General features: G+C 41.0%; 19 protein-coding genes. All 19 read right to left on the bottom strand.

What is annotated here, in order from left to right; all coding sequences use genetic code 11:
* Nucleotides 1–5: 5 nt before the first annotated feature.
* The 19 genes from nuoK to ylxM all read right to left on the bottom strand — a co-directional run bounded on the left by nuoK (nucleotide 6) and on the right by ylxM (nucleotide 12,210).
* On the bottom strand, nucleotides 6–323 hold the full coding sequence (nuoK, locus tag ACYQ03_RS10105) for an NADH-quinone oxidoreductase subunit NuoK (RefSeq protein WP_459909685.1): 318 nt from the start codon (nucleotides 321–323) through the stop codon (nucleotides 6–8).
* Complete coding sequence (locus tag ACYQ03_RS10100; protein WP_459909683.1) at nucleotides 307–825, bottom strand: NADH-quinone oxidoreductase subunit J family protein; 519 nt, start codon at nucleotides 823–825, stop codon at nucleotides 307–309. Before ACYQ03_RS10100 ends, nuoK begins: the two co-directional genes overlap by 17 nt.
* Nucleotides 825–1,322 (bottom strand): NuoI/complex I 23 kDa subunit family protein, encoded by a 498-nt coding sequence (locus tag ACYQ03_RS10095; protein ID WP_459909681.1) that lies wholly within the window; start codon nucleotides 1,320–1,322, stop codon nucleotides 825–827. The genes ACYQ03_RS10100 and ACYQ03_RS10095 overlap by 1 nt, the downstream gene beginning before the upstream one ends.
* A 5-nt stretch (nucleotides 1,323–1,327) precedes the next feature.
* Nucleotides 1,328–2,377: an NADH-quinone oxidoreductase subunit NuoH gene (gene nuoH / locus ACYQ03_RS10090; RefSeq protein ID WP_459909679.1), complete on the bottom strand. Its 1,050-nt coding sequence runs from the start codon at nucleotides 2,375–2,377 to the stop codon at nucleotides 1,328–1,330.
* 20 nt (nucleotides 2,378–2,397) lie between these two features.
* Nucleotides 2,398–3,498 (bottom strand): NADH-quinone oxidoreductase subunit D, encoded by a 1,101-nt coding sequence (locus ACYQ03_RS10085; RefSeq protein ID WP_459909677.1) that lies wholly within the window; start codon nucleotides 3,496–3,498, stop codon nucleotides 2,398–2,400.
* Between the two features lie 23 nt (nucleotides 3,499–3,521).
* Nucleotides 3,522–3,965, bottom strand: a complete 444-nt coding sequence (locus ACYQ03_RS10080) for an NADH-quinone oxidoreductase subunit C (protein WP_459910795.1) — start codon at nucleotides 3,963–3,965, stop codon at nucleotides 3,522–3,524.
* Nucleotides 3,955–4,494, bottom strand: a complete 540-nt coding sequence (locus ACYQ03_RS10075; protein WP_459910794.1) for an NADH-quinone oxidoreductase subunit B — start codon at nucleotides 4,492–4,494, stop codon at nucleotides 3,955–3,957. The genes ACYQ03_RS10080 and ACYQ03_RS10075 overlap by 11 nt, the downstream gene beginning before the upstream one ends.
* A gap of 41 nt (nucleotides 4,495–4,535) precedes the next feature.
* The gene (locus tag ACYQ03_RS10070; RefSeq protein ID WP_459909675.1) at nucleotides 4,536–4,889 is read right to left on the bottom strand and encodes an NADH-quinone oxidoreductase subunit A; all 354 of its coding nucleotides are present in this window, start codon (nucleotides 4,887–4,889) and stop codon (nucleotides 4,536–4,538) included.
* A gap of 360 nt (nucleotides 4,890–5,249) precedes the next feature.
* Nucleotides 5,250–5,900: a ribonuclease HII gene (gene rnhB, locus ACYQ03_RS10065; RefSeq protein WP_459909673.1), complete on the bottom strand. Its 651-nt coding sequence runs from the start codon at nucleotides 5,898–5,900 to the stop codon at nucleotides 5,250–5,252.
* A gap of 75 nt (nucleotides 5,901–5,975) precedes the next feature.
* Nucleotides 5,976–6,836 carry a ribosome biogenesis GTPase YlqF gene (ylqF, locus tag ACYQ03_RS10060; protein ID WP_459909671.1) on the bottom strand — a complete coding sequence of 287 codons (861 nt, stop codon included), beginning with the start codon at nucleotides 6,834–6,836 and terminating at the stop codon, nucleotides 5,976–5,978.
* Between the two features lie 80 nt (nucleotides 6,837–6,916).
* Entirely contained in the window at nucleotides 6,917–7,474 is a 558-nt protein-coding gene (gene lepB, locus ACYQ03_RS10055; protein WP_459909669.1) for a signal peptidase I, read from the bottom strand.
* 130 nt (nucleotides 7,475–7,604) lie between these two features.
* Nucleotides 7,605–7,952 (bottom strand): 50S ribosomal protein L19, encoded by a 348-nt coding sequence (gene rplS, locus ACYQ03_RS10050; RefSeq protein ID WP_459909667.1) that lies wholly within the window; start codon nucleotides 7,950–7,952, stop codon nucleotides 7,605–7,607.
* A gap of 115 nt (nucleotides 7,953–8,067) precedes the next feature.
* Nucleotides 8,068–8,832, bottom strand: coding sequence for a tRNA (guanosine(37)-N1)-methyltransferase TrmD (trmD, locus tag ACYQ03_RS10045; protein ID WP_459909665.1), 765 nt, complete (start codon nucleotides 8,830–8,832; stop codon nucleotides 8,068–8,070).
* Nucleotides 8,833–8,845: 13 nt separating this feature from the next.
* A complete protein-coding gene (gene rimM / locus ACYQ03_RS10040; RefSeq protein ID WP_459909663.1) occupies nucleotides 8,846–9,355 on the bottom strand; it encodes a ribosome maturation factor RimM in 510 nt (169 codons plus the stop codon).
* A gap of 3 nt (nucleotides 9,356–9,358) precedes the next feature.
* Nucleotides 9,359–9,772 (bottom strand): YlqD family protein, encoded by a 414-nt coding sequence (locus tag ACYQ03_RS10035; protein ID WP_459909661.1) that lies wholly within the window; start codon nucleotides 9,770–9,772, stop codon nucleotides 9,359–9,361.
* Nucleotides 9,773–9,840: 68 nt separating this feature from the next.
* Complete coding sequence (locus ACYQ03_RS10030; RefSeq protein ID WP_011878377.1) at nucleotides 9,841–10,068, bottom strand: KH domain-containing protein; 228 nt, start codon at nucleotides 10,066–10,068, stop codon at nucleotides 9,841–9,843.
* 24 nt (nucleotides 10,069–10,092) lie between these two features.
* A complete protein-coding gene (gene rpsP, locus ACYQ03_RS10025) occupies nucleotides 10,093–10,362 on the bottom strand; it encodes a 30S ribosomal protein S16 (RefSeq protein ID WP_459909658.1) in 270 nt (89 codons plus the stop codon).
* A 35-nt stretch (nucleotides 10,363–10,397) separates the two neighbouring features.
* Nucleotides 10,398–11,738: a signal recognition particle protein gene (gene ffh, locus ACYQ03_RS10020; RefSeq protein ID WP_459909656.1), complete on the bottom strand. Its 1,341-nt coding sequence runs from the start codon at nucleotides 11,736–11,738 to the stop codon at nucleotides 10,398–10,400.
* Between the two features lie 118 nt (nucleotides 11,739–11,856).
* Complete coding sequence (gene ylxM, locus ACYQ03_RS10015; protein WP_459909654.1) at nucleotides 11,857–12,210, bottom strand: YlxM family DNA-binding protein; 354 nt, start codon at nucleotides 12,208–12,210, stop codon at nucleotides 11,857–11,859.
* Nucleotides 12,211–12,393: the final 183 nt, after the last annotated feature.

Genomic DNA, 12,393 nt, shown 5'->3' with positions numbered 1-12,393 from the left:
GTGGTCTACCATTTCATTAGATCAAAATCATCTAGATTTACCGTATGCCTTCTTCTATGGATAGCAATAACAATGGCTAAACCAAGTCCAACCTCAGCAGCGGCAACAGTAATTACAAAGATCGCAAAGATTTGTCCAACGAAGGCATCCGGAGTAAGAAATTTATTCATGGCCACTAAATTTATATTTACTGCCGAAAGCATTAATTCAATGGAAATCAGTACAGCAATGGCATTTTTTCTAGAAATAACACCAAAAGTACCAATCAGGAAAAGGGCTGCACTTAACCCGATAAAATAAGAAGGATTAAGACCGGTCCCCATTTGCCTTCACCTCCTTAACCAGTAACAAGGCACCTGTTAGGGCTACAGTCAAAAGGATAGCCGCCACTTCAAAGGGAATAGTATAGTCATGCAGTAGGATAGGTGATAAGGCTTGAACAGTTTTTTCCGGTACGGCTTGTTCGCTGATAATCCACTGGCTTCTAGCCATTAGTAAACCAATACAAACAAACAGCCCACCCACCACGGGAAATGCAATTTTATAACGGCCGTTAATTGGGTTGGAATTTTCCATGTCCGGTCTCTGTACAAACATGACACCAAAGACAATCATAATACAGACGGCACCTGCATACACCAGCACTTGAACTGCTGCCACAAAATCTGCACTTAATAGAACAAAGGTACCTGCTATACCTATAAAAGTAACAATCAACCAAAGAACACTGTGAACTAAGTTTCTTAAAGTTACCACCAACAAGGCAGAACCTAGGACCAACCCGCTCAGCAGGACAAAGGCGATTAATTCATAAGTATTCGCCATTAAATTCCCTCCTTGCCTGATTCTTCGGGATTTCCCTTTGCTTCGTCCCTGGCTTTAGCTGCTTCAGCCGCAGCCTTTTCCGCCGCTGCTTTCCTAATTTCTTCTTTCCGCCTCTCAATCTGTTCCGGTTTAACAAATTTGATCTTAATATCATCTCTGTTATACTGAGTTAACTCAAAATCATTTGAAAAAGTAATAGCAGACTTAGGACAAGACTCCTCACACATACCGCAAAACATACAATACTGCTGGTCAAAATCATACTTGGTTACTACTTTCTTTTTTTCCACCGTTTCTGTTTCCAGTTTAATTACCTTATTAGGACAGGCATTAACACACTGGTTACAAGCAATGCATTTATCATAATCAAATACCGGTCTACCATAGAACCTATCAGGGATAGGTAATCGTTTCTCAGGATATTGTACGGTTACCTTTGGTTTAAAAAATTCTTTAATTGTAACTCCTAAACCCTTTATTAAACCCTTACCATACACTCCAATCACCCCCCTATTGTTTGATAAAGATATTTACCAATACCGGTTATAAAGATATTTGCAATGGAAAGAGGAATTAATACCTTCCAGCCAAATTCCATTAGCTGATCCACCCTGATCCTTGGATAAGTCCAACGGAACCACATAATCAAAAAGATCATGACGTAGACTTTAGCTAGGAACCAAAGCCAAGACGGAATTAAGGTAAGGCCAAAGGGTGCTTGCCATCCTCCTAAAAACAGTGTAGTGGCCATAACTGAAACCAAAACTACGTTTGCATATTCTGCTAGGAAGAACATCGCAAAGCCCATACCACTATATTCTGTAAAGGGACCACTAATAATCTCAGATTCACCTTCTACTAAATCAAAGGGCGCCCTGTTTGTTTCTGCAACTGCGGCAATTACATAAATTAAAAAACCAAGGGGTTGCAACAGGATAAACCAAACGCCTTCCTGTGCTTCGATGATTTCACTCATATTTAAGGTCCCAGTTATAATGATGACTCCTACAATGGATAATATTAAAGGCATTTCATAGCTAACCATCTGTGCTACAACCCTCATACCACCAAGTAGGGAGTATTTATTATTAGAAGCCCAACCGGACATCCAAACTATCACCGTTGAAAGAGATGCTAGTGCTAAAAAATAGTAAACTCCAATGTTCATATCGATGGCCACCAGATCTTTACCAAAGGGAGCCACTGCAAAAACTGCCAAAGGAGGCATGAAAATTAAAACAGGCCCAAGTAAAAATATTTTTTTATCAACACCATTAGGAATAATAATTTCTTTGCTTATTAATTTACCAATATCCGCTGTAGTCTGTAACAACCCCCAAGGTCCAACCCTGTTAGGTCCTATCCGGCATTGCATATAAGCTGATACTTTCCTCTCCATATACACCAGCCACAGGGCACTGATCAGGATATAAAGAAGAATACCCACTAATTTTAAAACCATCAGTAAAAAATCAGATGCCACCCCGGATAGGCCAGCGGACCCCAGCAGGTCTCGGGTCCCGCTGGCTAAATTAACGAATATATTTTCCACTTTGCCTCACTCCCCACAATCTAAGCATCAACGTCACCTAGAACGATGTCTATACTACCTAAAATAGCGATTACATCCGCTATTTTCCAACCCCGCACCATCTCGTCTAAATAGCCAAGATTAATAAAGGACGGGCGGCGGAAATGAACCCGGTAAGGGTTGGTACTGCCATCACTAACAACGTAAGTACCCATTATCCCTTTGGAGCTTTCAATTTCTGCATAGGCTTCCCCAGCAGCCGGTCTTATCACTTTGGATACCTTGCCCTTAATAGGTCCTTCTGGAAGCTGATTCAGGGCCTGTTGGATAATTTTAGCTGACTGCTCTATCTCCAGTAACCGAACATAATAGCGTTCAAAGCAGTCTCCTTTAGTTCCCAGGGGAACATCAAAGTCAAAACGTTCGTAAATACTATAGGGTCTAACCTTCCTAAGGTCATAATTAACCCCAGAAGCCCTCAGCACTGGTCCAGATAAAGACATTTCAATGGCCTTCTCAGGTGTCAAAATTGCAACATTTTTTGTTCTTGCCTGAAAAATTTCATTGCCGGTAATTAATGTATGATATTGATCTAGGGACGCGGGTAATTTATCTAGAAACTTTTGACATAATTCAATGAAACCATCAGGAATATCAGCGGACACACCACCGATTCTCATATAACTAGGGGTAAGCCGTGCACCACAGATCATCTCAAATAGATCCATAATATCTTCCCGATCACGGAAGGTGTAAATAAAACCTGTCAATGCTCCCATGTCGCCTGAATAGGCGCCAGTGGCCATAAGGTGACTGGCTATTCTTGCCAGTTCCCCTACAATAACCCTTATATATTCAGCCCTTTCTGGCACTTCAAGATCCATTAACTTTTCTACTGCGTGAACATAGCCCCAGTTTTGTAACATGCCAGCCAAATAATCTAAGCGATCGGTATAGGGTATTACCTGTGTATAGGTTCTAGATTCCGCTAACTTTTCAATACCCCTGTGCAAATATCCCGGAACGGGTACAGCCTTCACCACAGTTTCACCGTCTAGGGTTAATACGATTCGAAAAACACCGTGGGTACTGGGGTGCTGGGGCCCTAAATTTAATAGAAATTCTTCGGTTCTTATGGACAAAGTGTATCACCTCTCATTCCGGTCTAATCGCGCCCGCCTACCCATTGATAATCCTTGCGGAGGGGGTGTCCTTCCCATTCATCAGTCAATAATATTCTTCTTAAATCCGGATGATCCGTAAATGTAATTCCTAACAGGTCGTAAACTTCTCTTTCTTGCCAAATGGCTCCCCCCCAGATGGGAACCATGGAAGGCACCTTTGGGTCATTCCTGTCAATTTTGGTTTTTATATGAAGCATCTCTGGCTGACCTATGATACAAAGGTTGTACACCACCTCAAAATACTCCATATAGTCAGCAGCAGTTAAATTGGTAAGGTAATTAAAGCCGTAGTTATTTTTTAGATCTTTCATAAATGGCACCAGTGCATCCGGTGGTACCATAATATAGCCTTTTTCTGACACCTCTAAGGAAGGATATTTTTTATTAAGCTCTTCAATTAATTCAGACAGTGGTTTACCGTTCATCAACACGTTTCACCACCTCGGGATTATTAATTTTCTCTTTTAACTTCATAAAGGCATGGATAAGTGCATCCGGTCGAGGTGCACATCCTGGCAGATATACATCAACAGGGATTAGTTGATCTACTCCGGGAACCACACTGTAGGAATCCACAAAGGGACCGCCAGAAATGGCACAACTGCCCATTGCGATTACATATTTAGGCTCAGCCATTTGTTCGTATAACCGCACCACAAAGGGTGCCGCTTTTTTAGTTACAGTACCACAAACAATCATAACATCTGCTTGACGCGGCGTATTCCTCATAACCTCATAACCAAATCTAGATAAATCAAATCTGGCCATATTTGCAGCCATCAAACCTTCAATGGCACAACAGGCCAAACCAAAACCCAGGGGCCAGAGTGAATTTGACCGAGCTAAATTTAAGATCTTCTCCAAGGGACCAACAGATACTAGACGAGAAACCTCTCCGATAACAGCTGGTTCCGCCCCTAATCTTTCCAACCGTTTAACAGTTTCCTCACGCATTTCATCCTTAACTACGGGATTGGTAACATTGTCTTGATCCTTTATTTCCACTCAAGTGCACCTTCCTTCCAGCCATACCAAAGTCCCAAAACTAGGATAAAGATGAAAAGAAACATTTTAATAAGTCCTGCTAAGCCCAGTTCTTCGAAACCAACTGCCCAAGGATAAAGATAAATAACTTCCACATCAAAAATAACAAACATTAGGGCATAGGTAAAATACTGGGTCTTAAACCTTACCCATGTGGGACCCTCAGTGGGTAAGCCGCACTCGTAGGTCTCCAGCTTGTATTTGTTTTTACTGCGTGGGTGAATAAGGAAACTTGTTAACATCCCACCGGCTCCAAAAACAATACCTACGACAATAAACAAAGCTACTCCTACCCAATCTGACATATTATATCCACTCCTTTCTTTTAGATACTGGGTTGATTTGATAGTAAGTACCAATAAATAAAGAAATTTGGCCCATTTATAAATCAGATGCAATATCGTAGCCAACTTTTATTATTGTGTTATCTCATTCCTGTGCGAAATAAACTCACTTTTTAGCATATCCTAAACATTAACAAAAAAATCTTTATGTTCTCTTGTAGCATTTTGTAACAACATCCGAATTCCATATGTCTCTTTTTGGAACACGTAACCTGTTCTTTTTAGAATAGAATAACCCTAATAATAACCAAATTATTTCTATGTAATCTAAAAAGTACCACCCCTTAGGATGGTACTTTATCTTTTAGTACAAACCGTTTATTATGCCCTAAATAATTCCTGTTGTTCTATTGTGGCACTAGCTATAATTTTCTTTATAAATGTCCTGCGATGTATAGGTGTAGGCCCTATGGTTAATAATGCTTCCACATGTGCTTTGGTACAGTAACCTTTGTGTCTGGCGATACCATAACCAGGATAAAGTTGATCCCAAACTAAACATTTTCGATCCCTATACACCTTAGCTATTATTGAAGCCGCAGCTATACCATGGGACAGGGCATCGCCATGTATAATTTTTTCTTGTGGAATCTGCAGATCAATGGTTTCTCCATCTATCATCAGATACTCTGGTTGAACCTTTATACCTCTATGATCCCGTAGATTTTCAACTGCCCTTTTCATAGCCAGCCTACTGGCCTGACGTATATTTATTTGGTCAATCAAATAATTATCTACCTCTCCTATACCTATGGCAATGGCCTGATTACAGATTATATCATATAAGTTTTCTCTTTTCTTACTAGTAAGTTTTTTTGAATCATTAACTCCTTCTATCAGTAAACCAACTGGTAAAATAACTGCTGCTGCCACTACATCACCCAACAGAGGACCGCGACCTGCCTCATCGCAAAAACCAACTAAGGTTACTCCCTGCTGCCATATCTTTTGTTCCAATGCCAAAGAAACCATTTTAATCTACCTCTCAAAGTAAAAAAAATTCCCACTGGATTATTTCTATTCCAGGGGAAGTATTCCTGCTTAATATTACTTTTGCAGTGGTGGTAAATCAAGGGTATGACGTCCCAGAAGCCCTTCTCGGAATTCCTTTAATATGAGTTGAGCAACCTTTAATTCATCCACCACACCACCAGAAACCAACAAACCTCTTTTGGCTCCAATAGCTGCTAATAGTGTGCCTAATTCCTGGTTGAGTTCAGTTAATTTATATCTTTCTTTTAATTTTTCAGGATTATGTACCATTAACCATTGCAATAGCTTAAGGGACACTTCATAGATATCAAATACCTGTTCCTTTATTGCTCCGGTCACTGCCAATTTAAAGCCAACTTGGGGATCCTCAAACTTCGGCCACAATATGCCTGGAGTATCCAATAATTCAAGCGTACTCTCTGTCCTAATCCACTGTTGTCCTTTGGTAACACCGGGTAAGTCACCAGTCTTGGTGGCTCTCCTACCTACCAAACGGTTAATGAAGGTGGATTTACCTACATTAGGAATCCCTAGTACCATACAACGAATTGCTCTAGGTCTCCGTCCTTTGGCAGCTAGCCTCTCCATCTGCTCTGACACTAACAAAGCAGCTGCCCGCGGCACTTCTTTTAGCCCCTCTCCTTTGAGGGTATCTAAGCTAATGGCTTTAATATTGGGTTTTTCTAAGACCCTCAACCACTGCTTGGTAGTACTAGGATCTGCTAAATCGCTTTTATTTAAAATAATTAACCTTGGTTTTTCACCCAATATTTGATCAATGACAGGATTACTGCTACTAACAGGAATACGAGCATCTAGAAGCTCAAAGGCTACATCCACCAGCTTTAATGCATCTTGGACCTGCCGCCTGGCCTTAGCCATATGTCCAGGAAACCATTGTATTTGAATTTCCACTTTACACCCTCCATAAAAATAAAAGCTTCCGTAAGAGTTTACCCAGAAATAGTCTCTACGAAAGCTTATATTCTTAAATATTATTTAGCTAAACTAATTCGATTTAAGGGCCAGTAAATGACTTCAGCCTTACCTACAATTAGCTCCTTATCTAAGAAGCCCCAAACCCTACTGTCGTCACTGTTATTCCGGTTATCACCCAACATAAAGTAGTGTCCTTCCGGAATAGTTTTGGGTCCATAATCCTGAAATCCAAGTCCCTGGGGTAAGTAATTCTCCGCCACAGGCTGATTGTTTATATATAATACACTATTTTTAATTTCGACTGTTTCGCCTTCCTTAGCTATTAATCTCTTTACAAAGTTCCTGCTAGGGTCCAAGGGAAATTTAAAGACAATGATATCTCCCCGCTGGGGCTCTTTAAAATGGTAGGTGACTTTGCTAACTATAATTCTATCACCGATCATTAAATTTGGCTCCATGGAGCCAGAAGGAATGTAAAAAGGTTCTAATATAAAAAGACGTATAATAGCCGCTAACAAAATCGCTATAACTATAGATTCCAGCATTTCGCGGATTGCTGATTTTTGGGGTTTGGTATCTATTTGTTCTTCCTTCTGAGGATCCAACTGCTTCATGGTCATAACCTCCCCAAAAGCTAAAGAAAATTAGCTCACTTATCTGTGACCTTTAGGGTATTCTTAAAAATTTTAGCCCTTGATGTATAAATAATATGTAAAAAGGGACTGTTTGTCAGTCCCCTTTAGTTTAGCGAGTGTTAAGCTCCTTAATACGAGCTTTCTTACCACGCAGAGCGCGTAAGTAATAAAGTCTGGCTCTCCGCACTTTACCGCGACGAACCACTTGAATGCTGTCGATTTTGGGGGCGTGCAAAGGGATTGTTCTCTCTACACCGACACCGTAGGACACACGACGAACAGTAAAGGTTTCGCTTAAGCCACCACCACGGCGACGAATAACAACACCTTCAAAGGCCTGAATACGTTCACGGTTACCTTCAATAACTTTGTAGTTAACCTTAACGGTATCACCAGGTCTGAAAGACGGGATGTCTTTCTTAATTTGTTCTTGCTCTAAAGACTGAATGAGGTTCACTTGCTTGACCCCCTTCCTCGCCTAGACGTTCTTACCTTTCCCAAAGGTAGCGGACCGCCCGTAATTAACCAACATCAAAAATTATATCATGTTCTGCTCCAGTGAGCAAGATTTTCTATTTATTGTTTTCAAACTTTAAGGATTGTAACTGTTGCTGCAGCTCAAGTAAGACTTTCTTGTCTTCCTTTGTTAATTCTACTTCCTTAAGGAGTTCCGGTCGGCGTTCCAAGGTCCTTAAAAGGGATTGGCGTCTTCTCCATTTGCGTATATTCTCATGATGACCGGACAGTAGAATTTCCGGCACTTCATAGCCCCGATAAACCCTGGGCTTGGTATAATGGGGGTATTCTAATAATCCGTTGTAGAAGGAGTCTTCCTCTGCACTGGCTGTTTCACCCAAAACCCCAGGAATCATTCTGGCTATGGCATCCACAACCACCATAGCGGGTAACTCACCACCAGTAAGGACATAGTCACCAATGGATATTTCGTCAGTTACTAATACTTCCCTTACTCTTTCATCAATACCCTCATAGTGACCACAGACAATAACTAAATTTTCTTCCTTGGCCAGTTCTTTGGCATACTCCTGGGTAAAGGGCTCTCCCTGGGGACACATCATTATAACCCGACCAACTTGTCCACCATTTTGTTCTTGCAAATAATCAAAGCATTCAAACAACGGTTCCGGTCCCATCACCATGCCAGCACCACCACCACAGGGTGTGTCATCTACAGTATGATGTTTGTTTTTTGAAAAATCCCTTATGTTAATGGTATTGATTTGCAACAGCATATTTTCCTGGGCCCGTTTAAGAATACTGTGGTTAAAAGGCCCCTCAAACATACCGGGAAAAAGCGTAAGAATATCAATTCTCATGGAATTCACCTTTTTATATTAGTCCATCCGGCAGCGTAACATCTATTTTTCCACCAATAATATCAATGTTTGTAACAACAGATTTGATGGCCGGGATTAATATTTCTTGGCCATCCTCCTTTTTTACCACATATACATCGTTGGCTCCGGTTTGTAGTACCTGAGTAACGGTACCCAGTTCCTGCTGGCCCTCATCAAAGACCTTTAAGCCGATAATTTGAAAGATATAATATTGGCCTTCTGGTAAGGGAACCAATTCCTCAGGGGTTACTTGCAGCAAGCCACCCCTCAGTTTTTCGGCGGCAGTCATATCCGGAACTTCCGCAAATTTAATAATAATAAATTGTTTGTGCTCCCAAACTCTTTCTATGGTGTAATCCTTTCGTTGTCCCCGCAACAATACGGACACCTTAGAATTTTTCACGAAGCGTTCAGGAAAATCCGTAGCGGGAATAACCCTTACTTCTCCCTTGGTCCCCTGAGTATTAACAATTTCTCCAACCTTTATATAATCTTCAGACATTAATTATTCCTCCGGATTTAAAGCACGTATTTCAGCAACTTTTCCATCTTGAAGTATAATTTCTGCATTCATTAATTGGTTCCAGTCATCTCCAACTTGAACCTGGACAAAACTTTCAACCTTCCCCTGCAAAACCTCAGTACCGTTTTCCAATTTGCCAACTTCTTTTATTTTATCCAAAAGCTTCAACCTTGTATCCATTCTTTTTTGCTTTTCCTGCTCAAGCTGAGCCAAAGGGACCTCCGCAACACTGGGGTTTTTCTTAGCAATTTCATTTAATTTGCGGGTTTGAAACTCCAATTGCTGTATTTCTAACTCTAGTTTAGATACTGTTTGCTGGAGTTCCATAGCCAAGGCCCTTTTATATTGATCTGTAATTCGAACCTTTACCATAACAGGGCGAGTAATGGTTAACACAAACTTACCCCCTAGATACTAGTAAAGGAGGCCTTTGCAAGCCCCCTTTGCTGACCGGTTTCTACCGGTTAAACAATTTCAACTACTACTTTTTTACGCTGTTTTGTAGCCGCAGCCTTTACCACCGAACGAATGGCCCGGGCAATACGTCCTTGCTTACCAATGACTTTCCCCATATCCTCAGGGGCTACCCGCAGCTCAATAACCACAGATCTTTCCTTTTCCACCATGGTTACTTCAACTTTGTCCGGTTGGTCTACCAATGCTTTGGCAAGAATTTCTACAAGTTCCTTCACAGTTCTGGACCTCCCCTGGAAACCTTAGGCCTCATTGGACTTGGCCCGACCTGGGATAATACCGGCTTTAACGAACAGTGACTTAGCAGTATCAGAAAGCTGAGCACCTTTCTTTAGCCAATCCTGAGCTTTTGCTTCATCGATTTTTACATCAGCGGGTTTCTTAACGGGATCATAGTACCCAATCTCCTCGATGAAACGGCCATCGCGTGGGGAACGGGAGTCAGCAACAACTATACGGTAAAAGGGGTTTTTCTTAGCCCCCATACGTCTTAGACGAATTTTAACAGCCATTCTATATTTCACCTCCTTAAACAGGTTTCAATTATTTATTGTAAGAAAGGTAATTTCATTTTTCCCTTCTTGCCACCTTTAGTCATGTTTGATAATTGCTTCATCATCTTTCTGGTTTGTTCAAATTGCTTTAATAATTGATTTATATCCTGCACCCTTGTGCCACTACCACGGGCAATACGCTTCTTACGGCTGCCATCTATCTTTTCTGGGTGCTGACGCTCCCAAGGTGTCATAGAATAAATAATGGCCTCCACCTGTGCAAGTTCCTTGCCATCCAACTGCTGATCCTTAAGCTGCTTGGTTAACTTGCCCATGCCTGGAATCATGCCTAATACTTGTTCCAAGGGTCCCAGCTTTTTAACTTGCTGCATCTGCTCTAAAAAGTCTTCCAGATTGAAATCTGCCTGGCGAATTTTTTGGTTTAATTTTGCTGCCTGATCAGCATCAAAGTTTGCCTGGGCCTTTTCGATCAGAGTTAAGACATCACCCATCCCCAGAATACGATCAGCCATACGATCTGGGTGGAAAGGCTCTAAGGCATCTAACTTTTCACCCATACCAGCGTATTTAATGGGAGTACCTGTTACTTTACGAACCGAAAGTGCTGCTCCACCCCGGGCATCACCATCTAACTTGGTCATGATAATTCCATCTAAACCCAGCTTTTCGTTAAAGCTATCAGCTACATTGACTGCTTCTTGGCCAGTCATAGCATCTACAACCAGCATAATTTCATGGGGTTTCACAGCCGACTTAATATTGGCCAGCTCATCCATTAATTCTTCGTTAATGTGTAGACGTCCAGCCGTATCAATAATGACTAAATCTCTACCCGTGCTGTTAGCTTGTTCTACGGCGGACTTAGCAATTTTAACAGGGTTTTCTTGTCCCATGGAAAAGACAGGGATGTTTAGCTGATCACCCAATACCTGAAGCTGTTTAATGGCAGCTGGTCGATAAATATCTCCTGCCACCAGCAGCGGACGACGTCCCTGCTTACTTAAAAGTTTGGCCAGCTTACCCGCCGTAGTGGTTTTACCAGCACCCTGTAAACCTACCAACATAATAATAGTAGGTGGCTTAGGAGATATATTAATTTTGGCCTGAGTGCCACCGAGGAGTTCGGTTAACTCATCTTTAACTATTTTTATAACCTGTTGGGCCGGGCTAAGACTCTCTAAGACATCCTGCCCGATAGATCTTTCTTTGACATGGGCAACAAATTCTTTAACAACCTTAAAGTTTACATCTGCTTCCAGCAGAGCCATCTTAACTTCCCGCATAGCCTGGTTTACATCATCTTCAGTAAGGCGCCCTTTACCCTTTAACGATTTGAAGATATCATCCAGGCGTTCGCCCAAACCTTTAAACATTCAGACGCCTCCTTTACTTTAGCCATTAGTCGTTAGCCTTTAGCCTTTTGCTTTTATACATTAGTATTTATCTATCTATTAAGATCTAATGGCTAATGACTAATGGCTAACAGCTTACTCACATTTCTTGACGGTTATCTAATATTTCCTGTAATATTTTTTCGGCCTTATGTAAGCCTTCGGTCTCTTGACCGGTATTAAATTGATGAATCAAATATATTGCTTCTTCCAAGTACTTATATTCTTGACTGAATTTCTTGACTAAACCCAATTTTTCTTCATAGTTTGTCAAGGTTTGCTCAGCTCGTTTTAAGGTATCGTGCACAGCCTGTCTTGTTACATCAAATTGTTCTGCGATTTCCCCCAGTGATAGATCATCACCATAATACAACTCAATGAAATTTTGCTGTCTTTCTGTTAATAAACTACCATAAAAATCGTAAAGAAGATTAACTTTATGAAACTCCTTCAAAGTTTAGTCCCCCTTTCACCTAGTGAGTATAAAGGACTTTTACTTTACAGATATATTTTACTGAAGAGGCCCCTCCCTGTCAAGGCTAATGATTTTACTCCTAATACTTAAATAAAAAGTTGGTATTAGTTGAGCCAGTCCACATAATTTTATAATAAGCCCGTTTGCTTTTAGCCTTTAGTT

This window comes from Desulfotomaculum defluvii, from assembly GCF_054657375.1.
The sequence above is the reverse complement of the archived record's forward strand: the minus strand, read 5'-3'. Positions and strand labels throughout refer to the sequence as shown.